At 61.6% G+C, this 24,082-nt stretch carries 18 protein-coding genes and 2 tRNA genes; 11 read left to right on the top strand and 9 right to left on the bottom strand.

What is annotated here, in order from left to right; translation table 11 throughout:
• The 3 genes from ACIPHM_RS19720 to ACIPHM_RS19710 form a co-directional block, all read right to left on the bottom strand.
• Window positions 1–1,665: a glycoside hydrolase family 44 protein gene (locus ACIPHM_RS19720; protein WP_400331819.1), complete on the bottom strand. Its 1,665-nt coding sequence runs from the start codon at window positions 1,663–1,665 to the stop codon at window positions 1–3.
• A complete protein-coding gene (locus ACIPHM_RS19715) occupies window positions 1,643–2,944 on the bottom strand; it encodes a hypothetical protein (RefSeq protein WP_400331816.1) in 1,302 nt (433 codons plus the stop codon). Before ACIPHM_RS19715 ends, ACIPHM_RS19720 begins: the two co-directional genes overlap by 23 nt.
• Before the next feature lie 112 nt (window positions 2,945–3,056).
• Window positions 3,057–3,773 (bottom strand): polysaccharide biosynthesis/export family protein, encoded by a 717-nt coding sequence (locus tag ACIPHM_RS19710; protein ID WP_400331813.1) that lies wholly within the window; start codon window positions 3,771–3,773, stop codon window positions 3,057–3,059.
• Window positions 3,774–4,025: 252 nt separating this feature from the next.
• On the opposite strand from ACIPHM_RS19710, the gene ACIPHM_RS19705 reads away from it, so the two are divergent.
• From ACIPHM_RS19705 to ACIPHM_RS19695, 3 genes are read left to right on the top strand one after another with little or no spacing between them, the layout of a single operon-like run.
• On the top strand, window positions 4,026–6,164 hold the full coding sequence (locus tag ACIPHM_RS19705; protein WP_400331810.1) for a GumC family protein: 2,139 nt from the start codon (window positions 4,026–4,028) through the stop codon (window positions 6,162–6,164).
• 18 nt (window positions 6,165–6,182) lie between these two features.
• Entirely contained in the window at window positions 6,183–7,175 is a 993-nt protein-coding gene (locus tag ACIPHM_RS19700; RefSeq protein ID WP_400331808.1) for a DUF6492 family protein, read from the top strand.
• A gap of 11 nt (window positions 7,176–7,186) precedes the next feature.
• Window positions 7,187–8,368, top strand: coding sequence for an acyltransferase family protein (locus ACIPHM_RS19695; protein ID WP_400331805.1), 1,182 nt, complete (start codon window positions 7,187–7,189; stop codon window positions 8,366–8,368).
• 42 nt (window positions 8,369–8,410) lie between these two features.
• Here ACIPHM_RS19695 and ACIPHM_RS19690 read toward each other — a convergent pair whose 3' ends face one another.
• The 3 genes from ACIPHM_RS19690 to ACIPHM_RS19680 all read right to left on the bottom strand — a co-directional run bounded on the left by ACIPHM_RS19690 (window position 8,411) and on the right by ACIPHM_RS19680 (window position 9,035).
• Window positions 8,411–8,635 carry a hypothetical protein gene (locus ACIPHM_RS19690; RefSeq protein ID WP_400331802.1) on the bottom strand — a complete coding sequence of 75 codons (225 nt, stop codon included), beginning with the start codon at window positions 8,633–8,635 and terminating at the stop codon, window positions 8,411–8,413.
• Between the two features lie 231 nt (window positions 8,636–8,866).
• Window positions 8,867–8,942 (bottom strand) — tRNA-Glu (locus tag ACIPHM_RS19685).
• Window positions 8,943–8,959: 17 nt separating this feature from the next.
• A tRNA-Ala gene (locus tag ACIPHM_RS19680) sits at window positions 8,960–9,035 on the bottom strand.
• Window positions 9,036–9,334: 299 nt separating this feature from the next.
• On the opposite strand from ACIPHM_RS19680, the gene ACIPHM_RS19675 reads away from it, so the two are divergent.
• The 6 genes from ACIPHM_RS19675 (at window position 9,335) to ACIPHM_RS19650 (ending at window position 16,710) form a co-directional block, all read left to right on the top strand.
• Window positions 9,335–10,528, top strand: coding sequence for a hypothetical protein (locus tag ACIPHM_RS19675; RefSeq protein WP_400331799.1), 1,194 nt, complete (start codon window positions 9,335–9,337; stop codon window positions 10,526–10,528).
• Window positions 10,528–11,658: a hypothetical protein gene (locus ACIPHM_RS19670; protein ID WP_400331796.1), complete on the top strand. Its 1,131-nt coding sequence runs from the start codon at window positions 10,528–10,530 to the stop codon at window positions 11,656–11,658. Before ACIPHM_RS19675 ends, ACIPHM_RS19670 begins: the two co-directional genes overlap by 1 nt.
• Window positions 11,659–11,698: 40 nt before the next feature.
• Window positions 11,699–12,349, top strand: a complete 651-nt coding sequence (locus tag ACIPHM_RS19665) for a hypothetical protein (protein ID WP_400331793.1) — start codon at window positions 11,699–11,701, stop codon at window positions 12,347–12,349.
• Between the two features lie 54 nt (window positions 12,350–12,403).
• The gene (locus ACIPHM_RS19660; protein ID WP_400331790.1) at window positions 12,404–13,804 is read left to right on the top strand and encodes a CsgG/HfaB family protein; all 1,401 of its coding nucleotides are present in this window, start codon (window positions 12,404–12,406) and stop codon (window positions 13,802–13,804) included.
• A gap of 218 nt (window positions 13,805–14,022) precedes the next feature.
• Window positions 14,023–16,185: a UvrD-helicase domain-containing protein gene (locus tag ACIPHM_RS19655; protein WP_400331787.1), complete on the top strand. Its 2,163-nt coding sequence runs from the start codon at window positions 14,023–14,025 to the stop codon at window positions 16,183–16,185.
• A gap of 60 nt (window positions 16,186–16,245) precedes the next feature.
• Window positions 16,246–16,710: a CreA family protein gene (locus tag ACIPHM_RS19650; RefSeq protein ID WP_400331785.1), complete on the top strand. Its 465-nt coding sequence runs from the start codon at window positions 16,246–16,248 to the stop codon at window positions 16,708–16,710.
• A 31-nt stretch (window positions 16,711–16,741) separates the two neighbouring features.
• On the opposite strand, the gene ACIPHM_RS19645 is transcribed toward ACIPHM_RS19650, so the two are convergent.
• Window positions 16,742–18,682: a sigma-54-dependent Fis family transcriptional regulator gene (locus ACIPHM_RS19645; RefSeq protein ID WP_400331782.1), complete on the bottom strand. Its 1,941-nt coding sequence runs from the start codon at window positions 18,680–18,682 to the stop codon at window positions 16,742–16,744.
• A gap of 328 nt (window positions 18,683–19,010) precedes the next feature.
• Between ACIPHM_RS19645 and ACIPHM_RS19640 the strand changes: the two genes are divergently transcribed.
• Both ACIPHM_RS19640 and yiaY read left to right on the top strand, forming a co-directional pair.
• The gene (locus ACIPHM_RS19640) at window positions 19,011–20,531 is read left to right on the top strand and encodes an aldehyde dehydrogenase family protein (protein ID WP_400331779.1); all 1,521 of its coding nucleotides are present in this window, start codon (window positions 19,011–19,013) and stop codon (window positions 20,529–20,531) included.
• Between the two features lie 169 nt (window positions 20,532–20,700).
• Window positions 20,701–21,849 (top strand): L-threonine dehydrogenase, encoded by a 1,149-nt coding sequence (gene yiaY, locus ACIPHM_RS19635; protein WP_400331776.1) that lies wholly within the window; start codon window positions 20,701–20,703, stop codon window positions 21,847–21,849.
• Between the two features lie 453 nt (window positions 21,850–22,302).
• Here yiaY and ACIPHM_RS19630 read toward each other — a convergent pair whose 3' ends face one another.
• Complete coding sequence (locus ACIPHM_RS19630) at window positions 22,303–22,917, bottom strand: Imm52 family immunity protein (RefSeq protein WP_400331773.1); 615 nt, start codon at window positions 22,915–22,917, stop codon at window positions 22,303–22,305.
• 448 nt (window positions 22,918–23,365) lie between these two features.
• Entirely contained in the window at window positions 23,366–23,722 is a 357-nt protein-coding gene (locus ACIPHM_RS19625) for a hypothetical protein (protein ID WP_400331771.1), read from the bottom strand.
• Window positions 23,723–24,082 lie beyond the last annotated feature (360 nt).

Genomic DNA, 24,082 nt, shown 5'->3' with positions numbered 1-24,082 from the left:
TCATTTCACCGGCTTGTGCAATACGAAGAGCTGGATGCTCTGCGGCGGCAGTTCCGCATGCAACTCGCCGCCGGAAAAAGTGGCGTCGGGCTGGCGCGCGAGCGCGTTATCGGCCAGTCGCCAGATTTCGCTCGTCCCCGCGTCGGCGAAATTGGCCAGCGAGATCGTGGCCTGCGCCGCGCGATCGAGTTGCTTGTTGATGACGATCACGGTCAACGCGCTGTCCTTCTCTCGTAGCGCTGCGAACGCCGACACCGTATCGGGATCGGGGACGGTTGCGGCGACGCTGGTCGAGCCGAACGCGCCGCCCTTGCCGTCGTAATTGCGATATAGCTTGATCGCCTTGTAGACCGGCATCGACGGATCGAGCGTACCCCAGCGAGTCGCCATGTCCAGCCTCTCGCGTCCGAAAATTCCGAGGATATCGGCCTGCGCCGTCGCCCCGTTCATCCGCGTATCGGCGCCCCAGTTGTATTCGGTGAGCGCGATGGGCGTGCCGGGGTAGTAATACGTGTCGACCCATTGACGCATCATCGGAATCAGCGCCACCACGCTGTTGATCCATGTCGGGTCTTTGTAATTCGGGTCCCAGAGATTGCGCGTGGACCGATTGCGCATGAGCGCAATGGCCGTCGAATTGCCGTCTGCCGGTTCCTCGTACTCTTTGCTCTGCGGATAAAAGTGCAGACTGAAGATATCGACCGGACGACCGGCCTTCTTCCATTGCGTGAGCAGCCACGGGATATAAGGCATGCCACCGGTTTCGTTCAGACGATCCGGCGCCTGCGCGTAACCGTGCCTGATCGAATGCTGCTGATCGAAGCCGCTGTACAGATAACCGTTCCAGCCCCACTCTTCCGGCGCGAGCACCTTGGCGCCCGGATCGGCTGCCTTCACGGCACGCGAGTACGCGATCACCTTCGCGGCAATCTCGCTGGCGTGCGCGCCTGTCGGATGCGAGTTGTTGTGGATCAATTGCCACAGGCTCGGCTCGTTATCCATCGCGTAGTACTTCACGCCGCCCGCCTTCGCCGGTCCGAACTGCTGCACCAGCGCCGCGACCCGCGCTTGCTGGCTGGCAGGATCGTCGAGCACCGTCGCGTCGTCCGGATCGTTCACCACAGGGGTGCCGTCGCGCAGAATGCCGTTGCCCGCATCGGTCATGCCGTCCACATCGTGGTTCTGTTGCGGGCCGTACTTGGCGACGGAATAACTCGCCAGGCGATCACGCGCGCGTGAGAGCGTGGCCACGCGCCCGAGCATGGAAATGGTGACGATCGGCGCGGCGCCACCCGCCTGCGTCAGCGCGACGAACCGGTCGCCGAACTGGTCGTTGATGTCCGCCGGATTGACCGGCAGGCTCTCGTAATACCAGTCCCGGCCCGCGTTGCGTGCGTCGAGCCGCCAGTTGTAGGCCGACGCGCTGTTACCGCCCGAACGGTTGAGCGGCGCGCGCAAATCCTGAAGCATCGCCGTCGTACCGAAATTGATGCCGTAGATCAGCGGATTGATCGGATGCCGGTTGGCGGCTGCGTCCACCGAAATCGCGACAGGCAACGGTCCGCCGGGAGTGGCTTTGGTGCACGCGGCGGAAGACAACAGCACGGCGGCGCCCGCCAGTTGGATCAGTCTGGAACACGCACTACGGCGCGGCAACACGCGCATGGAAACTCCGGGGGACGGCACGATGGGCATGATTGTCGAACCCGCCAACGCGCCAGATATAGACGAAGATCGCCAGAATGACGGCGGTCTCGCCCGGCGCGAGCGTTGGCGGATAGAAGAACGAAACCAGCAGCACAAAGACCAGATAGTCGTACAGTGCCCCGAGGAAATCGTCTTCGACTTCCATGCGCAAGCGCCGGTAGAAAAACAGGCCTCGCAGTTGCAGGCAAAGGATGATGAACGCACCGATCAGTCCGAACTCGAAAACGATGCCCAGCCAGGTGATGTCCGCCAGAAAGAAGAAATGGTGGAAGTACGTGGTGAGGGTGTCGCCGCTTGCGGGGCTGATCGTGCCAACGCCGAACAGCCAACGCAGCCAGTCGTTACCGAGGAAGCGGGTCGCGAGCAACGCCGAAATACGACGCGTATCGAAGCCCGTTTCGGCATTGGCGCTGAAGATCGTCGCCAGATACCCCATCGAGAAAATACTGGCGAGCACGACCGGTGCAACGAGTAACAGCCCGATACGCGCACGCGGACGCGCCCACACGAACGTGTTGATGACCAGCACACCCATGATACCGATGGCAAGTGCACGCGATTTCACGATCAGCAATGCCACCGCCAGTCCGATGATGACGGCGACGAGGTATCGGAAATTTCGTTCGAAGAACGCGCGGCGGTAGCAGAAAAACAACAGGATGAACGGAAAATACATCGACATCCGGATGCGATGGCCGCGGCTGTCGTTGGTAAAGAACGGCGCCTGACCGAAAACGTAGGTTTCCTTGTACCAACTCGCGGGCACCACGAGCCACATCAGGATCAGTGCGCCGACGATCACCGCGCCCAGAATCACGAAGCTGCGCCCCAGCTCGTTCAGCGTGGGCTTGAGCATCAGCAGCAGCGCCAGAAACGAGAAGAAATACAGGATCGGCAGCAGCTTCACCTGTGCCGTGAGGCTGGTGAAGAAACTCTCGTGAAAATAAATGACGGCCGCAAAACTCGGCACCATCACCAGCCACGCGAAGCTCAGCAACACCTGTCGCGTCATGGGAAAACGCGGCTGGCTTCCCAGGCGCAACACCAGCGGCAGCGTGAGTATCGGGAACGCTTTCGAGAGTGCCCACAACGGATACAGCGTCGAAATGTAGTGAAAGGTTTGCCCGAACAACGGCAATAGCACCAGGAGACACCCAACGACAAAGGTGCGCGGCAAGCCGGGTGCGAATACGGGCGGCAGAACGTCCGTCGTTTCGCCGGGTGCGGCGTTTTTCATATCGAGAGGTAGCTGCGCAGCTGTCACGAAGCGGTTGAATTCGTTGGTTAGACTCGGTGAGTTTGACGACATCGGCCGCCACGAAACTTCCGTGGCGGCCGGTGGCGGACGATCAGTAACTGCGAGCGCCGTTGATGTCGTAGTTCACGTTCTTGTTAAACGGAATTGCCTTGTTGATGTACTGGTCGACCCACAGGTCCACCTCGGCAATCGACGACTTCGGCACGAAGACCGTGTCGTTCGATTGCAGAACGATGTCCTGCGCCGGATCGCCTTGCTGCGTGAGCGCCTTGACGTCGACCGTACGAAGCATCGGGCGACCGTCCGAGCTGCGGCGAATCAGCACGATCTCGCCGGTGCGGGCCGTGTCGAGCAGGCCCTGTGCGGTGATGATCGCTTGCATCACGCTCATGCCGGGCGTGAGTGCGAGTTCGCCAGGCTTGCCGACTTCGCCACCGACGAAAACGTGCGCAGCGGTTTGCGTGACGGCGACCATCGCGTGCGCGTTGGCGGTCATGTTGTTCGCGGCCAGTGCGCGGTTGACCGTTTCACCGAATTGCGTGAGCGTCTGACCCGCAGCAGGCAGATTGCCGGCGAACGGCATGGCGACCGTGCCGTCGGGTGCAACGCGACCCTTGTAGTTGAGTTCGATGTTGAAAGGCAACACGACGGAAATGTCGTCGCCAACCAACAGTCGATACGGACCCGGTGTGGAATCGACCCACGTAGCGAAGCGATCGGGTTGCTGGAATTTTGTGTCGACCCAGGTGTGGGTGCAGGCCGTAAGCGTCATCGTTACCACGACGCAGGCCGAGCGGAGCATGTTCATTGGACAGATGGCACTAGGCCGTGGTTTCACAGTTTCGACCGTACTCTAGTGCACTTCTGTCGTCTCGCCAAGCACGATAAATCAGCGTCGGATTTAGGATAATGCGGGATTTAGGGGGACTTTACGGGGACTTTCTTGCGTAAGATATGCGCCTGAAACCATGAACAATGGCCGGGCAACCTTTCCGCTTCTTGCATCCCTATGGCAATTACGACTAGAACAAGGCCTGACAGGCACGCCGCGGTCGTTGACGTGACGATCCGGGATTACCTCAACACGTTTTTTTACTACCGCAAGATTGCGACGACGGTGTTTCTCGTCATCGTTGCGCTAGGCGTGTTGATTGCGCTGTTTGTGCCGATTCCGTATCGCGCACAAGCCACGCTGCTTGTGCTCAATGCGGGGTATTACGACCAGACCAACAATCCCAACAGCGGTGTGTCGTTACAACCTCCGCCCGGACAGCTCAACGGCGTTGAAGCCCAGATCCTGTCGAGTCCGGAACTGCACCGCGACGTCATCCTGTCGAAACTCGGACCGACTGCGACAGCGAGCGACATCGACCGCGAGGTGCAGAATTTCGAGCGACGCCTGCACATCGAGCAGAACGATCTCGCGAACACCATCACGCTGACTTATTCGGATACCGATCCAAAGGCAGCGGCCGATGCGCTCGCGCGTCTGCTCGACAAATATTTCCGTCAGCGTGCGTCGATCTTCACGCAGGGCCGCGTCAACCTGCTGGTCAGCCAGCGCGACGACGTGGGCAAGCAGCTCGACAAGGCCGACGCGGATCTGCTCGCTTTCCAGAAGAAGCATGGCATCGTCAAGATCGACGATCAGACCTCGCGCGCCGTGATGCTCGAAGCGCAACTCGAGCAGCGCAAGCTGGAAACCGACGCAAAGCTCGCACAGGACCGCAGCGAACTGAAGTCGTTGCAGGCCTCGACCAGGGACGTGCGCTCGACCATCCCGATCTACACGGACGACTCCGAGACCAGCCGCGCGATCAACACCCTGCAAGGCACGCTCAGCGAACTCGAAAACAAACGTGCCGACTTCGCTTCGCGCTACATGGCAACGTCGCCGTTCGTGGTGCAGCTCGACAAGCAGATTGCCGACATGCGCGCCAACATCGCCAAGCAGAAGCAGGAGATGATGACCGCAACCCGCCTGGGCCATAACAACTACTACGACGTGGTGCAGGAGCGTCTGGCCGTGCTCAATGCGAGCATTGCCGGCGGTCTCGCACAGCAGGCCGCACTCGACGCGCAAATCAAGGAAACGCGCAGCCGTCTGCAGGGAATGAGCGATGTTTCGAGCCAACTGAGCCAGTTGCAGGCGCGCCGCGACATTCTGGCGGACAGCTTTAAGGACCGTTCGCGTCAGGTCGAACTCGCACGCGTGCAGCAGGGTCAGGTCAGCCAGATCAACGGCACGAACGTGCGTGTGATCCAGGCGCCGTTCCCGCCGTCGCAACGCAGTGTGTCGGCCAGCCTGCTGATTGCCGCCTCGATCGCCGCCGGTTTGCTGATCTCCGCGCTGACGGTGCTGATTCTGGCCAGCATGCGCGAGACGTTCCTGAGTCCCGAACAAGTCGAACGTGCCCTGCTGTTGCCGGTGGTCAACGCACCCGTGCTGCTCGGTGCCGACCGGCGTGCGGGGGCAGCCGGTGCTGCCGGTGCCGTCACGACCGGGGCTGCTGCGAATGCCGAGACGGCTTACGGGCGGCCTGCACATCTGGCTTATGGCCGCATGATCGCCGCGATCAACAGCAGCAGCGACCGGCCCGCCAAGGTCGTCATGGGGCTCTCGGCCGGCAAGAACGACGGCCTGCCGTCCGTCATTCAGGGCCTGACCAGCGAACTCGAACATCGCTCGGACAAGCCGATTCTGATCCTGGATATCGCATCCACGCCGGACTCACAGGTCTACGGCAAGCCGAATGCGCAGCGCCTGCTGGCCTGGCCGTCGAACGGTGGCAGCGGCACGGCGAGCGCCGACGTCGTCATACCGGCCGACACCACCGACTCCGCCTTGCTCTCGGACCTGACGTTTACGCGTGTCGAGCGTCACAACATCGTGGTGGCACAGCCGCGCAGCGGGGCGATCCCGTCGTCGTGGCAACAGGTCACGCGCCTGTTCGACGCGCTGCGCGAGTCGCACGACTACATCGTCGTTCACGCGCCGCCGTCGAGCCAGTCGTTCACCGGCATCGAAAACGCCTCGCTTGCCGACGCCACGCTGCTCGTGGTGCGCGCCGAAGCCACGCGCAAGCCGGTCATCGCCGAGCTCAAGGCACAGGTCGAAGACGCCGGCGGACGTTTGATCGGCGTGGCACTCACGCATCGTCGAGGGTATATTCCGAGCTTCATCTACCGATTCTTCTAGCCGGCGGTCCTGACCACCATGCAACAAATCAGCGCGATTTTGCCGATCAAGACCCGCGGAAGACACTACGCCGACAACATCGGCCGTTGTGACATTCTCTTCTCGTCGTTGCGCCACTTCACGACGCCGGACCTGTTCCATCGCTTCGTGATCATCGTGCCGCACGACGAGGTCGAGGAAGTGCGCGGCTACGCCAAGGCGTGGTCCGACTTCCCCATCGAAGTGATCGACGAATCGCTGTACATGGGCGCGTTCAACGAGTTCTCGCAGCGACACCAGATTCGTAACTGGCATCGTCAGCAGATCATCAAGATCAACGCGCCGGAGTGGATCGAGACCGAGTACTTCCTGATCTTCGATCCGGACTGCTTCGCAACGCACGCGTTCGACTATGACTCGCTGATCGTCGACGGCCGTGCGATCACGCACCTCAAGGGGCGCAGTGTCGAGCCGTATTACTGGGAGGCGTCGGCCAAACTGCTCGACGTCGATCCGCATCTCGATCGTGAAGGCGTGTGGTGGACACCCGCAACGCTCTCGCGCTCGCTCTGCCTGTCGTTGCAACAACGGCTCGAAGCCGTGAACGGCACGGACTGGAAGCGCGTGCTGCTCGCGAACTACGCCATCGACTGGACGGAATACACGCTGTACTGGCTCAACGCCGAGCACGCCGACCTGCTCGATCGCTATCACACGACGGCGGTGCCGCCGCAACGTACGCTGCACGCGAGCGAGAGCGTATGGTTTGCCGACAAGATGCAGGAGTGGGACGCCGCGCACTATTTCGCGCAGGAAAGCGACGGCCTCTTCGCGGTCGTTCAGAGCAACACGAAGATTCCGCTCGACCAGGTCGTTGCCAAGCTGTCCCCGTATTTCCCCATCGAGATTCAGCCGTACGAGCGGCACGTCGACCCGGTGCTCAAGGGCGCCGAGCTGTACTCGGCCGTTGTGCGCAAAGGACTCAAGATGGTTCAGAAGTTGCTGGGTAACGGCGCAGGCATCAAGGGATAGGAACAAGTTCGATGGGCAGTACCACCCCCGGCACCACAGTCAGCACGGGTAGCACAGGCAGCACCAAGGGCCGGATGGTCGGCATCGAGATCCTGCGTTTCTTCAGCGCATTCGCCGTTCTGATCTGGCATTACCAGCACTTCTTTTTCCGGCCCGAGACGGCGTCCATCGAAGTCGTTCCCAGCACGCAGCCGCTCTACGGGCTGCTGCACCCGTTCTACGATTTCGGATGGCTCGGGGTCAACGTCTTCTGGACAATCTCCGGCTTCATCTTCTTCAATCGCTATCTGTCGAAGATCGTGGCGCGCAAGGTCTCCGGCGGCCTGTTCTTCGTGAACCGTTTCTCGCGGCTGTATCCGCTTCACATCGTCACGCTGATCGCCGTGGCGTTGCTCCAGGCGTATTACGTGCGCGAGAACCACGCGTTCTTCGTGTATCCGTACAACACGCCGTACGACTTCTTCGTCAACGTCATCTTCGCGTCCGGATGGCTCACGCCTTACACCGACTCCTTCAACGGACCGGTCTGGAGTGTCTCGACGGAAATCGTGGTCTACGTCGCCTTCTTTCTGCTCGCGCGCTTCTGCCGTATCGGCATGGTGTGGACGCTGCTGCTCATGTGCGTGTCGGCGGCCATTGGGGGCGTGCTGATTCAGCATCAGATCAAGGGCAGCGAATCGAACATCGTCTTCTGCGCCTTCTATTTCTTCATGGGTGGCGCCGTTCATCTGCTCTACGCGCAATTTCGCAACGTGATCGAGCAGCACCGTCGCGCCACTGTCCTGCTGTGCTGCGCGGCGTATGCGGGTCTGATCGGGGTTTGCGTCGTCTTCGGCGGCACGAAATATCTCGCGGCCACGGTCATCGCGCCGGTGTCGATCGTGTTGCTGCACGCCATCGAACCGTGGATTCCCGAGCGGTTGGCCGCGCCCATCGCCAATCTCGGCAATACGACCTACTCCAGCTATCTCATCCACTTCCCGCTGCAACTGACGACGGTGATCGTGCTCAATGCACTGGGCATGTCCAGCGCCACACTGGCGATGAGCCCGTGGTTCCTGGTGGCCTATCTGATCGTGGTGTTCGCGCTGGCCCGGCTGGTTTATCGCCTGCTGGAAGCACCGGCACAGACGTTCCTTCGGCGGCGTCTGGCGTGGATCGGCGCTCGCTCACAGGCCAACGCCGCGCGCTGAGGCGGCAACGCCGCGCCCTGGGGCGCTGACGAGCCGCCCAGATCAATGATGATGATGGTGGTGATGCGACCAGAGCGGGTCCATCGAGTCGACGAACGACGCCACGGCATCCTTGTCGCCCGTGGCGTGACGCATCAACTGGCCGCACTTGCACCAGCCCTGATACGGCGTGATATGCGAGCAGGCGGTCGTCTTCTGCAAATACAGCGTGACGGGTTTGGCGCACTTGGTGCACTTGAACGTGAGGGTAAGGGCTGGTTTGCTCATCGGAAAATCGGGAAGCCACGACAGGGCGCGTGGCCGACGGCCGGGCGCGAAGGCGTCATTGTACCGGGAGTGCTTACCGGGAGCCGCCGGGCGCGCCAGCGGGGGCTGAACGTCAACACAGGACGTAAACGCAAAAAGCCGGATGTCGTGAAGACATCCGGCTTTTGATCTGCGTTGCCGAATCTGACGCCGGCGGCGTCGATGTGTCAGTGTCACACCGCTGCCTTGAGATGGCGTCCCCTAGGGGATTCGAACCCCTGTACTCACCGTGAAAGGGTGATGTCCTAGGCCTCTAGACGAAGGGGACGGAAACCGTCATTCGTTTGGTGGAGGTAAGCGGGATCGAACCGCTGACCTCTTGCATGCCATGCAAGCGCTCTCCCAGCTGAGCTATACCCCCGCGCGAAGAGGCGTGACTATAGCGCATTTGGCGGGAACTCGCAACCGTCTCTGCGCAATGCGGCGCCGGTGGGCTGACCTTTCGACAGGCGCCCCTCTGGGCAGACGACGGCATCGCGTTTCCGGTCCCCACGACCGCCCTCTCCAGAGACATACATTCACCCCACATGAAGCCACGCCCGACACCTATCAGTTTCAATGGGGTGGCGACTCAATTGATTGACTGCGAATCGTTAGTAATCCAGTATTTCGCGATCTCGCGCCCGTGGTCACGGGTGCGTAACGGGGGAGCATAACAATATGAAAGCCGACGGGTTCTTCTTCCGTCTTGCCGTCGCTGTTTCGATGGCATTCTCGATGACGTTTGCGGCGCAGGTTCAGGCCCAGGTCACAGACAAGACAGTGACGTTTGCGGGCGCGGCCTATGGTGGCGACGCCGCCAGCATTGACAAACGATTTCCTTACTCGCGCGCCTACGAAAACAGCCTGAAAGCCGCTGGCGATTCGCCCTACAAGCGCTTGCTGGCTGCCGTGAATCAGAATCCTGCGCAGCATTTCAAGCTGACGACCGGGCCGATCGATCAATTGAAAGGTCGCGATCAGGCGCTCGTCGTCTCGCTGGTCATCAATACCGAGACCGTTTCCGTCGAACGCTTCGGCGCCATTCGCAAGCTGTTTGTCCTGCTGCGAGGGCAAGTGCTGTTCTTCGACTTCAAGTCGATGACGGTGCTGCGCTCTTATCCGGTCAGCTTCGGCTATGTCGACAACCTTGATCATGAGCCGACCCGCGTCGAAGTGCTCGAGCGCGTGCGCATGGTCTACGACGGCGCGAACGGCAAACCCGGCTTGTACACGCGCTTCGCATCGTCGCTCGCCGAAGCGCAACTGCCCGATCAGGCGCCACGTTATTTGCAAGTCACGCATGTCGACGTCACGCCCGAAGCTGCCGCGGTCCTGCCCGATTACCTGAAGGCCTCACCTGCGGCCGCACAGACGTGGGTAGCCGACATGGTGAGCGAAGCGATTTCCACGCGCATCGGCGTGCCCGTCGTGCCGTACTCGAAGGGCTACGCCATCGGCAATGTCATGTCGATGCAAATCATGGACGGTACCGTCTTCAACCTGAAGCTACCGCAGCCCGATTACGAGATCGACGTCACGCTCAGGAACTTCAGGAAGATCAAGTACAGCGAAAACGCGGTCGGCACGGCGTACATCTATGGCAGCTACGCGGATGTTGCGATTCGCGAGCCGCTGACCGGGGCCACCTACCTCAACACGTCGCTCAAGAACGGTGAGGTGAAACCGGTGCCGGCGTCGCAAACGTGGGTGGACGATTTTCCCGCCTACTACGACTCCGTCAATGGACTGTTCGTGAAACTTGCCGAGTCCGTGGCCGGCAAAGACACGTCATGGGTGAAGTCTGCCGCCTCGGCGCCGGACATTTCGTCGCAAATCGACAAGACGATGGGATTGATGAAGCTATGCAAGTAATGAAGAAACTGTTTTTGCTGTTCGCCGCGACGGTGTTCGCGTCGAGCGCGATGGCGCAGGTGCAGCAGGCACGTGGCAAAGCGACGGTGACCTACGAGGGCTGGTCGATCTCCCGCGAAGACAAGGCACGCGCCCTGTCCGCGGCGCAGATGAAGGCCGTGGAGTTCTACTACGCCGAAGCCGGCGAGGCCGAGTCGGAGAACTTCGATGCGATCCGCCAGAAGATCCTCGCAGAGCCGGACCGATACATTCTCGACTCGACGATCCTCGCCGAAGACGAGAACTCGGACAAGAAGCAATACACGGTGGCCGTGCGCGTCTCGCTGAACGTTGCGAACCTGCGCAATGCCGTGAAGACGAACTCCGCTGTCGCCAAGGGCGGCCCCGCCGGACGCTCGCCGCTCGCGTTTATCTTCGTGTCGCGAGAAGTCGGCACCTCGCGCGCCTATGACGACCGCGTGTACAAGCGAGTCGACCGCAAGGCCGACGTCAAGGCGCAGGTCAATGCGTCCGAGCAAGGCACCGAAGGCGAGAACATTCGGGGCAATCAGATCGGCACCAATGCGTCGACCAGCACCAGGGTGGCGGCGTCGATGCACAGCTCGGCATCGGTCGAGACGGGCGGCAGCACCACGCGCCGTGCCACGGATACGACGTACCGTCTGATCCCCAGCGCCAACCTGTCGCAAGTCTTCACGTCGACCTTCTCGAAAGCCGGCTTCAAAGTCAACGAGGCCGCACTGATCGAGCCGTATACCGGCGGTCAGTTCAAGGTCGCCAATATCGAGAACGATTACAGGAGCGGCGCGGACCTCAAGCCCGCCACCCTCGCGTCGATGGTCTCGGGCATGCGCGTGGCGCACATGGCCTACATCGCACTGGGCACGCTCGACGTCGGTCTCGCGGATCGCGACCCGAACTCCGGCCTGATGCGTGTGGCTGTCACCGTCAACGCAAAGCTGCTCGACATCGGTCAGACCATTCCCGACACCATCGCCTCGGTGGGCCCAGTGCAGTACGCCGGCACCGGCCCGACCGAAGACGAGGCGCGTACCAACGCGCTGCGTCTGGCGGCCAACAACGCCGCGCGCGAGTTGACCAGCCAGATCACCAATCTCAGTTTGCGTTAATTGCCCGATTCCCCCCTTTCCTTACGCGGAGAAGAAGTTCATGAAGAAGATCATTGCCTGCGCCGTTGCAGCCACGCTCGTTGGTGTTTCGGGTGCTTCGTACGCCCAGCTCGGCGGCCTGACCAGCCTGGTCGGCGGCGGTAGCAAGTCGGACAGCTCGGTCGACCTGAGCGGTCAGCAAGCCGCACTGGTGAAGAACTATGTCGCCGCCAACGTCGACGTGCTCAACGCCAACGTCAAGATGGGCGAAGCCCTGGGCCTGAAGACGCAAGCCGAGCAGGCTGCCGCCGTGGTGTCGCAACTGTCGTCGGGCTCGACCCAGGACAAGGATTCGGCATCGAAGGCCGTGAACGCCGTGGGCGATACCAGCGGTGCCATTGCCGCAAAGCTCAAGGAAAAGCCGGTGCTGGACGACGCGTCGAAGAAAACCTTCGCGCAAGGCCTGGGTCATCTGGCGCTCGGCATGGTGCACTACGCCGGCATGCGTAACGACGTGACGTCGATGGGCAACAACATGAAGAGCGCCTCGCCAATGGCGCTGACGTCGCTCGGCGGTGCCGCCTACGTCGTGTCCAACTTCCCGGGTTCGGTGACGGAAGCGGGCAAGGCACTCAAGAACGCCGTCGACTTCGCGCGCAGCAACGGTATCGAAGTGCCGTCGGACGCCACCAAGGCCCTCGCCGCACTGTAAGCCGAAACACGACATAACAACGACATGATGCGTCACTCGCTCACGGGGGCCTTGATGGCCCTCTTTTTTATTGCCGGTTGTTCGGAAAAGACAGCCGACGCGCCTCAATCTCAAGCGCCCGCTGCGGCGTCGGCTTCCGCCGCCGCTCCCGTGCCCGACGTCGGCAAAGTGGAAACCGAGACGGTCACGGCCGCAGGATTCGGCAGCACCGCCGGTGAAGCCATGCTCGAGGCGATGAAGCTCGCCCTGTTGCAAGTCAACGGCGCGGTAGTGCAGTCGGACAGCGTGTCCGCCAAATACGGGCTCGACGTCAGCCTCGGCCAGAACTCTGCGTCGCTGCGCGCGAATGCGTTTGCCGAGATCGTGCAGCAACGCTCCGGCGGCGTGATCCAGCACCTGCGCGTGGTCAGCCTCGACGAGCCGGGCGTCATCTCCCAGCGCTACAAGGCGACCATTCAGGCCGATATCGCGAAGTTCAAGCCCTCGGCCGACATGCAGAAGCTCAAGGTCGTGATCGGTCCGGTCGTTTTCGCCCAGGCCTCGTTGCCGATGGGCGACACGAGCGTGCCGTCGCGCGAAGTGGCGGCCACGCTGCGTCAGCGGGTCAGCGATGCCCTGGTGCAAACCGGCCGCTTCGCCGTACTCGACCGGGAGATGAGTCCCGAAATCGAGCGCGAGCTGGACATGATCTCGTCCGGGCAAGCGCCGAGCGCCGAGTTGACGAAGCTCTCGCAGGCGGCGAGCGCCGATCTGGTGTGGAGCGCGCGGGTCAGCGCCTTCAACTACACGCGGCTCGCACGCCAGTTGCGCACCAGCGATCGTCAGCTCGTGAGCTATTCCGGCGGCTGGGCACTCTCGCAGAAGATGGTGAATGTGGCGACACGTCAGGTCCTGGCGTCCAGTTCGCTGAGCAACACCCTGCCTGCCACGGCGCCCACCACGTTGGGCAACGGTGTCGACGGACAACGCATTCTCAACGAAATGACCGATCAGGCCAGCAAGGCGATCGTCAGTGCCATTCTCCAATCGACCTTCCCGATCACGGTAGTCTCGCGCGACGGCACCAACGTGGTCGTGAGTCAGGGTGGCCAAGCCCTGCGTGAAGGGGCGCGTTACGCGGTCGTAGCGATGGGCAACGAGTTCAAGGATCCGCAGACGGGGCAAAGCCTCGGCCGCACCGAGAACCCGTGCTGCGAGTTGGTCGTGGAGCGCGTAACGCAGAACCTGTCGTACGGGCATCTGGAAAACGTGCGCGCCAACCTCAACCTCGACACGCTGCCGATGGCCGGCCTGCAAGTGCGTGGCGAAGTCGCAGGAAGACCCGCACAGACATCGCAACAAGCGAGCGCCCAGGCGGCAGCGCCCACGGGCGCCTCGACCGGCGCTAAGCCGGCGAAGCGCAGCACGTCGTCGGCGGGGGCGCCGTCGGCAACGGCGCAAGACGACAAGTGGTAAGCCGGCTGGAAGGCTGAACAGCGGCAGTGCGTCGCGATGTATCAGGAAGACGCACTGCCGCTGGCGCATGACGGTCCTTGAACGCGTGGCCGGCGCAAACCTTGCGAGCGGGTAGAATCCGCCTCACGCATAGCTGGCGACTCTCGCCGCTGCCGCAGAATCTGACGGGGCTGCTCATGAGGCGTCATGCGTCGCCCCGCTCCCAGCAAGGTTGAGTCATGAGCGATACGAAATCCCCGGCCCGCACTCCTCGGTTCGTCCCCAACGGCCCGCCGCTGACCGACGAGCAGATCGCCATCCAGACGGCCAACGCGCGAATCGGCATCGCCATGGCCAATGCAGGCACCGGCAAGACGACAACGCTCGTCGCCCGCATCGGTGAAGCGATCGCGTGCGGCACACCGCCCGAACAAATCCTCGCCCTGACCTTCACGGCCACCGCCGCCGAGGTGCTTCGCACCCGCTTGCAGCGCTCCGGCATTCATGCCGATCTGCAAAAGCGCGTGCAGGTTGTCACGTTCGACGACTACAGTCACGCCGTGCTCGAACGCCTGCCCACCGCCAACGAGCGCGCACGACGCATTCAGCGCGACAGTTTCCTGACGAGTCACATCGCCGACGCCATGCAGATGTTGCGCGATGACATCGGTCATCGCCATGCCTCCGGCGCGTTCGACGACAACCACGTCAACGTCGCGCAAAACATCGAGGCCATGCGCAAGCTCAAGGCCAGTGGCGCGCTCTTCGACGATGTCGACGACGAACAGCTCGACGCCTATCTCGAACGCCTCGACATAACGCGCGCTCAGTACGCCGTCACGCAAGCCTATGAACGAGACCGGATGGGTTCGATCGACGAGCCGCTTTTTCGCGACCGCTTCGATGCGACTTACGATCTGGCCCAGCTCATCGGTCGCGACGGCGTCGCGTCGCAATACTTCCCGCCCTGCCGGCTGATCGTTTGCGACGAACAGCATGATTTCAACGAAGCGTCGTACCGCGTGCTGCGTCATTTGTTGCGCACGCTGGATTGCCATTTCGTTGGTGTGGGCGATCGGGACCAGGTGATTCATGGCGCCATGGGAGCGAGCGATATCTACATGGGCGAACGCTTTCAGAGGGATTTCGCCGGCACGGTGGCTTACCGGCTCACGCAGACGTTCCGTCACGGCCCGCATATCGCCTACCCCGTCGCCGCATTCAAACGCAAGACCGTGGAGTCGTTCGTCCGGCGTCACACGCCCATCGAGATCAACACGGCAGACGGCGCACAAGACGCCGTGGCGCTCGGCGTGCTCGACGACGTACGTCATTGGTTGCAGGAGAGTGCGAAACGCTCGACGTGCGCGGTGCTGCTGCGTGACTGGCATCAAAGCGCGGCGATCGAAGAGGCGCTGTGGCGTGCGCAAATTCCGTTCGAATCGCCGAACAAGGAGGGGTTTCAGTTCCGTGAGGAGATTCGTTTCGTACGCGCAGTGTTCGCATTGGCACTTCGCGCCCACGAGCGTATCGACGAGCGCGAACGCATGTCGGTCGCGGCCGTGCTCGGCATCTTCGCGAACATTCGCCTCACGCGCGACCAGTATCAGTTGACGGCCAAGCATCCGGAACTGATCGAGCAGATCTACACCTCGTACCTGCTGGGCGCAGCACAGGAGAGCGCCGCCGCAAATGTCGGCCGCCTGATTCGCGAGCTGCGCGCGAGTGCGTCGACGATCTCCGCCAGCGACGCGTTCCGTCACATCCGTCAGCGGATCGATTTTCAGGCAGTCGCCACGCGCCTGTATGCGCGACCGTATGACGTCGATCTCGTTGAACGTTCGTTGCGCGCGTTCGCCGCGACGCTCCCGCAGGACGACACCCCCCTCGGCGATTACTTCGCGGCGATGATGACGCGTCTGTCGGCCATGCGACGCACACGCACCGACGCACGCGTGAGCGTCGACACCGTTACGAACATCAAGGGCCGCGAGTTCGATCACGTCATCATCCCGTTTCTCGAACGCAATGAGTTTCCGAACCCGTTCGCGCCGCTGGAGAGCGAGAAGAACCTGTTTTACGTCGCGCTCACCCGGGCCAGAGAATCGATCACCCTCATTACACAGAAAGACGTGACGCGGCAAAGTGGCTTTATCGGTTCGCTCGATCTGTTGCAGACCACGCACCTCGCCGACGACGCGCTGGTGCGCAATATGGCCATGCCCGCCGACGCCGGCCCGGTGCGGCGCTATCTGAGCGGCGACACCTATAACGCGAGAGACGAACTGACCTCGCTCGGTGCCCGATACGACGCGGCACGCCGGCAGGTGTACATCACGTCCGACATGGACCCTGAACCTTTCTCGCCCTGGTTGCGCACGCCCGCCATGCGACGCGAGTAGAATCCGCAACGCGTGGCTGGCGATCGTCGCCGCCACCGTAGTTTTTTGCGAGACATGCTTATGAAGAACGCAATCGCACTGGCGCTGATGTTCGCTGCGAGTTGGGCGCATGCCGAGAAGATCGGCGATGTCAGCACCGCATTCAAGTTTGTGGGACCGGACCACAAGATCGTGGTCGACGCCTTCGACGACCCGAAGGTGCAAGGCGTGACCTGCTACGTGTCACGTGCGAAAACCGGCGGCCTCAAAGGCATGGTCGGGTTGGCCGAAGATAAGTCGGAGGCATCGATTGCCTGCCGCCCCGTCGGCCCGATTACCTTTGCCGGACCGCTGCCCAAGGAAGAAGAAGTCTTCTCGGAAGGCCTGTCGCCGCTCTTCAAGAAGCTGCGCATCGTGCGCATGGTCGACAAAGCGCGCAACACGCTCGTCTATCTCACCTATTCCGACAAGCTGATCGACGGCTCGCCACAGAACAGCGTCACCGCCGTTCCCGTGGATCGCGCAATGCCGATTCCGATGAAGTAGGGCGTCTGTCGCAATCGCTGCGCGGCGGACGTCAGCCGCGCAGCAGACCGAAACGCTTCAACTTCCGGTACAACGTGTTGCGGCTCACGCCGAGCCGTCGCGCTGCGGCACTGACCTGCCCCTGACAGGCATCGAGTGCGGCGCGCAATGCCTGACGCTCTGCGGCGTCCAGCGGCGCCTCCTCCGGCCGCTCGGCCGACGAGCCCGACGAGCCCATCAGCGCAACCACCTGGGCATCGCGCAACTCGTTCGGCAGATCGTCGAACGTGATGACACCGTTCTCGCTGAGCGCCACCAACGTCCGAATCACACTGCGCATCTGACGCACATTCCCCGGCCACGCGTAGGTGCACAGCCGATCCTGTGCGGCCTCGGTCACACTGACCGCGCCACCCTGCCCCGGCGTTCCGGTACGGGTCTGCGCCAGTAACCGCCGAATCAGGTCGAGTTTGTCCTCTCGCTCGCGCAGTGGCGGCACGGTGATTTCCAGACCGCTCAGACGATAGAACAGGTCCTCGCGGAATTGCCGCTGGGCAATGCGCTCGGACAGATCGCGGTGCGTCGCGCTGAGCACGCGAATATCCAGCGGCACCGGCTCGCCACCGCCAAGCGGCATCACCATCCGGTCTTCCAGCACCCGTAGCAGACGCGTCTGCATCGCGAACGGCATGTCGCCGATTTCGTCGAGGAATAACGTGCCGCCGTTCGCCTGCCACAGCTTGCCGTGCATCCCCTCCTTGCGCGCCCCCGTGAAGCTACCGCCAACGTATCCGAACAACTCGCTCTCGATCAGCGACTCGGGAATCGCCGCGCAATTCAAGGCGACGAACGGCCCGCTTGCCCGCGCACTCGCCGCATGCACGGCGCGCGCGAAGACTTCCTTGCCGCTGCCCGTCTCGCCACGAATGAGTACCGGTACGTCGTGCGCGAACACCCGGCAAGCGCGCGAAAACTCGCGCGCCAACGCCGGATCGGCAAACGGCTCGGGTGGGGTGGTCGGCACCGCATCCGGCAGACGCGTCACGCGTCGCACCGCACGCGCCGGCGCGCGCAACATGGCCAGCAGCAGCTCGCCCGTATGCGTACGAATCGGCCAGCACGCGCTCGGCGACGGGTGCGCTTGCGCGAGCAACGCGTCGAGCGTTTGCGCAAACCACCGATCTACGCGCGTGCCGACAATGGCGTCGCGCGTGACACCGAGACGATTCAATGCGCTCTGATTTGCGGCGAACACGCGTCCCGAATCGTCGAACGCGAGCAACGCCTGCGCGAAGCCGCCCAGATGATCGGCCTGCTCCTGTAATTGCAGCAGCCACTCGTTGCGATAGTGCTGAAAGAAATACTCGCTCTCCACGAGCTTCGCCGACAGGTTGACCAGCGCGAGCGTATGAAACTGGCTTTGCCGGGTGACGTCGGTACTCGTGGACGACACATCGATCACGGCGAGCAATTCGCCCTGCGGCGCGAACACGGGACTTGCCGTGCAGGTGAGCGGCGTATGCAGCGCCCGAAAGTGCTCCTGCTGGCAGATGATGACGGGCGCACGCTCGACGACGCAGGTGCCAATGCCGTTGGTGCCCTCGCACGACTCGCTCCAGTCCGCCCCCGGCCACAACCCGGCGCGATGAAAATCGTCGCGCGAGCCGTCGTGCAGACGGGATTCGACGATCACGCCATCGGGCGCCGTCAGCAACACCGCCTGACGCGGGTTCATCAACTGACGTTGCAGACGCTCCAGCACCGGCATCGATACGCTGCGCAGGCACTCCAGCGCACTGCGACGCTCACGCAATTGTGAGGACGCCAGAACACGGGGCGCCATACGCGCGCCCGGATCGAGCGCATGCGTGTCCAGACAGCGACGCCATGAACTGGCGATATTCGGGTCCGTGGCCGCCACGCCGGACGGCTGGTGGCCCTGCGCGACATTCAGCACGCGTCGCGCGTGCGCAGACTCTGCAGTAGGTGGCATTGGTGTCTCCCCCGTGCCGGATGATCTGTTGATCTCGTAGTCGTTCCCGAAGCATCTCCCATGCCGGAGCCGATTGCAATGCGCTATGTCAATCGGAAGCCGTCATGCGATTGACGATAGGCCGTCGGGTGTCACGAACGCGATACAACGGGTGTCATGGCGCGAGACAAAGGTGTCACGGAATCGGCACATCTTGCACTGCACCACGCGGCCCCGACACCGCCCGAACGCGCGTCGATGCGATATCTGCCGGGGGTGGCCCGCGACTTGCTTAGTCTCTGGCGCGTGGCCGGCGAGCCACCGACACAACAATACCCGGAGACATAACATGCGATACGCCCCACCCGGCACGCCCGGTGCCCTGCTGTCTTTGCAAGCGCGTTACGAGAACTTCATCGGCGGCAAGTTCGTACCGCCCGTGGAGGGACGCTACTTCGTCAACACCTCGCCCGTCACCGGCGCGACCATCGGCGAATTCCCTCGCTCCAACGGCGCGGACATCGAACTGGCGCTCGACGCCGCGCATGCTGCGGCGTCCAAGTGGGGAAAAACGTCCGTACAAGCGCGCTCGCGCATTCTGTTGCAGATTGCCGACCGTCTCGAATCGCAACTGGAGCGCTTCGCCGTTGCGGAGACGTGGGACAACGGCAAACCCGTGCGCGAGACGCTGGCCGCCGACCTGCCGCTGGCCATCGATCACTTCCGCTACTTCGCCGGGTGCATTCGCGCGCAGGAAGGCACCGCGGCCGAGATCGACGAACACACGGCCGCCTATCATTTCCATGAGCCGCTGGGCGTCGTCGGCCAGATCATTCCGTGGAATTTCCCGCTGCTGATGGCCGCGTGGAAACTCGCGCCCGCATTGGCCGCGGGCAACTGCGTGGTGCTCAAACCCGCAGAGCAAACGCCGCTGTCGATCACCCTGTTTGCCGAGCTGGTCGGCGATCTGTTGCCACCGGGCGTGCTCAACATCGTGCAGGGCTTCGGTAAGGAAGCGGGCGAGGCGCTCGCCACAAGCAAACGTATCGCCAAGATCGCCTTCACGGGCTCGACGCCGGTGGGCAATCACATTCTGACGCGCGCCGCCGCCAATCTGATCCCGAGCACGGTCGAGCTGGGCGGCAAGTCGCCGAACATCTTCTTCGACGACATCATGCGCGCCGAGCCGGCGTTCATCGAGAAGGCCGCTGAAGGCCTCGTGCTGGGCTTCCTGAATCAGGGCGAGGTCTGCACCTGTCCGTCGCGGGCGCTGGTGCAGGAATCGATTTACGAGCCCTTCATGGAAGTGGTGATGAAGCGTGTCGAGCGCATCAAACGCGGCGATCCGCTCGACACCGACACGGCGGTCGGGGCGCAGGCGTCGCAGCAGCAATTCGACAAGATCCTCACGTATCTCGATCTGGCACGCAAGGAAGGCGCGCAGGTGCTGACCGGGGGTGGCATCGAGATGCTGGACGGTCCGCTCGCCTCGGGTTTCTACATTCAGCCGACGCTGCTCAAGGGCGAGAACCGCATGCGCGTGTTCCAGGAGGAAATCTTCGGACCGGTCGTGGGCGTGACGACCTTCAAGGACGAAGCCGAGGCGCTCGCGATTGCCAACGACACCGAGTTCGGTCTGGGCGCCGGGGTCTGGACCCGCGACATCAATCGCGCGTATCGCATGGGACGCGGCATTCAGGCCGGACGCGTGTGGACCAACTGTTATCACCTGTATCCGGCACACGCCGCGTTCGGTGGCTACAAGAAGTCCGGCATTGGCCGCGAGACACACAAGATGATGCTCGGCCACTATCAGCAGACGAAGAATCTGCTGGTGAGCTACGACGTCAATCCGCTCGGTTTCTTCTGAGCACTCACTCTAGTCAAGCGTAACTTTGCAGCAGATCAAAGACGCATCGCGCCGCGAGTGCGATGCTGTCTTTGATGCATGCGAAAGATGATTCTGGACACCGCTTGCGCGCATGTTCATCCGTTCGGCGCGCGGTGTGCCCCTCACAGAACAGATAAGGAGCATGACCATGAGCACGACTTTCTTCATCCCCGCCGTCAACATGATGGGTGTCGGCAGCCTCGACGAAGCGATTGCCGCCCTGCGTCAATACCATTTCCGCCGCGCATTGATCGTGACCGACGCGGGACTCGCCAAGGCAGGCGTGGCCGACAAGGTTGCCAAGCTGCTCGCGCAGCAGGACATTCAATCGGTCGTGTTCGACGGCGCCAAGCCGAACCCGACGGTGGGTAACGTGGAAGCCGGTCTGGCGATCCTCAAGCAGCACCAGTGCGATTTCGTGATCTCGCTCGGCGGCGGCTCGCCGCACGACTGTGCGAAGGGCATTGCGCTGTGCGCGGCCAATGGCGGACACATTTCGGATTACGAAGGCGTCGATCAGTCGAAGAAGCCGCAACTGCCGCTCGTCGCCATCAACACGACGGCCGGGACCGCTAGCGAAATGACGCGCTTCTGCATCATCACGGACGAGAAGCGTCACGTGAAGATGGCGATCGTTGACCGTAACGTCACGCCGCTGCTGTCGGTCAACGATCCGGCGCTGATGGCCGCGATGCCCAAGGGGCTGACCGCCGCGACCGGCATGGACGCGCTGACGCACGCCACCGAAGCCTATGTCTCGACGGCCGCAACGCCGATTACCGATGCCTGCGCGCTCAAGGCCGTCACGCTGATCTCGCAGAACCTGCGTCGTGCGGTGTCGCACGGCGACGACATGACTGCGCGCGAGAATATGGCATATGCACAGTTCCTGGCGGGAATGGCGTTCAACAACGCGTCGCTGGGCTACGTGCACGCGATGGCGCACCAGTTGGGCGGCTTCTATGACTTGCCGCACGGCGTTTGCAATGCCGTTCTGCTGCCGCACGTGGAAGAGTTCAACGCGAGCGTGAGTGCCGGGCGTCTGAAGGATATCGCTCACGCCATGGGTGAAAAGGTCGAGGGTCTGAGCGACGCGGAAGGCGCGAAGGTCGCCATTGCAGCGATTCGCCGGTTGTCGAAGGACATCGGCATTCCGTCGGGGCTGGCGGAGCTTGGCGCCAAGGTCGAAGACGTGCCGACGCTCGCCGCGAACGCAATGCAGGATGCGTGCGGATTCACGAACCCGCGCCGTGCCGAGCAGGCCGAGATCGAAGAGATTTTCCGCCGGGCGTTTTAACGGGTAACGCGATTCGGGTGTGGGACGTTTTCGTCACCGCCTGAACGGATCGCGGCTGACCGGTATCGTAGGAACACAAAGGGCTGCGTGAGGTTACGCAGCCCTTTGTGTTTGCTGTCGGCAATCAAGCCATCGCCTGCGCCACCGCAGGCGTTTCGCGTCGACGCAACCGCCGACGCCCCAGCGTTTGCATCCGAACCTGCCCCTCCCGCACCGAGCACCCCCCGCGAACCCAGCGAGCATCGCCAACGCCGCGCGTTGCGCCGGGTCCGGTGGCTGACCGCTCGCGCCCCTTCTGACTCAGTTAATGCGTCACCGTCACGCACGTCCGAGACCACGAACGTATCACCCTCGATCCGAGCCAGCAGAAGGTTCAATGCCTGAGCGCCAGCTTCTATATCCTTCCGCCAACCTTCAAGGTCGCCATGGTAGCCAACTCTGTGATGCCGTTAGTTAGATTGCCGCCAAATAAAGTACTCCGTTACTCAATGCTATTCCGCCACTGCGGGCGCTTTCAGCCTGCGAATACGCTTTACTTAAATAAAGCGCCTTGTCTAAGAATGGAACATGATCATCAACTTCATCTCTTGCAGAATGTGAAGCGATTACCGCCCAGTCGGGATCCCAAGAATTCACAAAGGCAGACATCAGTCCTTTTTGCAAAACTCCCGAATTCACATCAAAATTTGACGGAAGTGATAGAACCACTGCGTTCGACAGTCCAACCACATTCGAATACATCCCACATCCGATCATCAGGGATGCGACATTTTCTTCGCCTGCACCGTTCCAAAGAGACGCGGAGTAGCCAAGGCTATCAATGACCTCCTTACTCACGTCCCGACGGATTCTTCCAGAATCAAGCATTGAAATAAGTTCTACAACATCCATCGCATTGATAGTTTTTTTTCTTTTCGCATCCACCCTGCTCCGACCTTGTTTCCTCCACTCCTTAAACGACTCGGAAATAAGTGAAATATCCACCAGAAATTGCGACAACCTTTTTGCACAACTATCGACTGATTCAGGTCTATGCCCCCAATACGCGGCAGCAAAATAAGTTTCCATTTATCGGCTCACGGTTTTGGTATCTTGTTGATTACGGATACCTTCACACCCTTCGGCAAACCATACTGAACTGCTTGATTGATAGCCTGCTGCTGCGCGGTCGAGCCCGTGTTGGGTATTACTAGGTCGAGACCTCTTCCGGTTATTTACGAAGAGTCAATTTTCACGCCCGCCCATCCGTTCGGACCTGTGCCATCGTAACCAGCAACGCTGTCGATATACCCGTTCAGCGTCCTGCTAAGAATTAGCATCAACGTTGAGGCTCGTGACGCTCGTCGCCATCCCGTTGCCGAAGATATCAATAACGGGGAAGTTTTGAGGCAAGTTTTGTCCCAACTGCCGCTCTATCGCGGTTCCCCGAGCGAATGGATTGAGACTCCACACGCTATTCGAGGAGCTTCCGTTGTTTGCGGCAACACAAGCAGCGGACGTAACTGCACATCGATCCTCAAGTTGCTATAACTGGGCAAATCCCGAAGCGAGTCGTGACCACGTAAGATTCAAGCCCGTTTCGCTCCGGGATGATCTTCAACTGCTTTCCGTCTTCGAAGTTCAATGTCAGCACAGACTCGTTGTCGAGTTCAGCACCTTTTACCGTTTGATTTAGATATTCAAACAGGAGAGTGCTGTCAATGGCCTGCTCTCCGTGCCCGTGACGAACATTCCCTCGCTCAATGCACTGGAACGTGCACTGAACCAGTACATGTGCCCCGCTCGCAAAGAGCAGTATCAGCGACCCAGTCCCAACAGTTACTCCTGTCAGAATTGTTGCGCAGAGTTCCGCCAAGTCCTTTTCCTCAATCATCCTTGACCTCTCATCGCGTAGGCGGCATTGTATTAGGCGGCAGCGGGATATGCGTCTGTCCCCGTGGACCAGTTCCACCTGTTGCGGGATTTATTGGCTGTCCATTTTGGATGGAGACCCAATAGCCACTCTCAAGCCCCGGCACTGTAGTCGAGCCGGGCGGCATCACTCGAATATACGTGCTTCCGGGAGCACTGGGGTCCGTTCCTGGAGGGTAATAAATGGTACTGCCTGGCGTCCTACCTGGTTGGCTGACCCAATCGGAAGGAATCACCGGGCCTTGAGCCGGATTTGTAAGCGGCTGAAGGTTCGGCGGTACTTTGGGTCCACCCGACGCCGTGTCTGTCGCGTCACGCCCCC

Source organism: Pandoraea sp. NPDC087047 (genome assembly GCF_044745225.1).
GTDB lineage: Bacteria > Pseudomonadota > Gammaproteobacteria > Burkholderiales > Burkholderiaceae > Pandoraea.
This window is presented reverse-complemented; position numbering and strand designations above follow the sequence as displayed.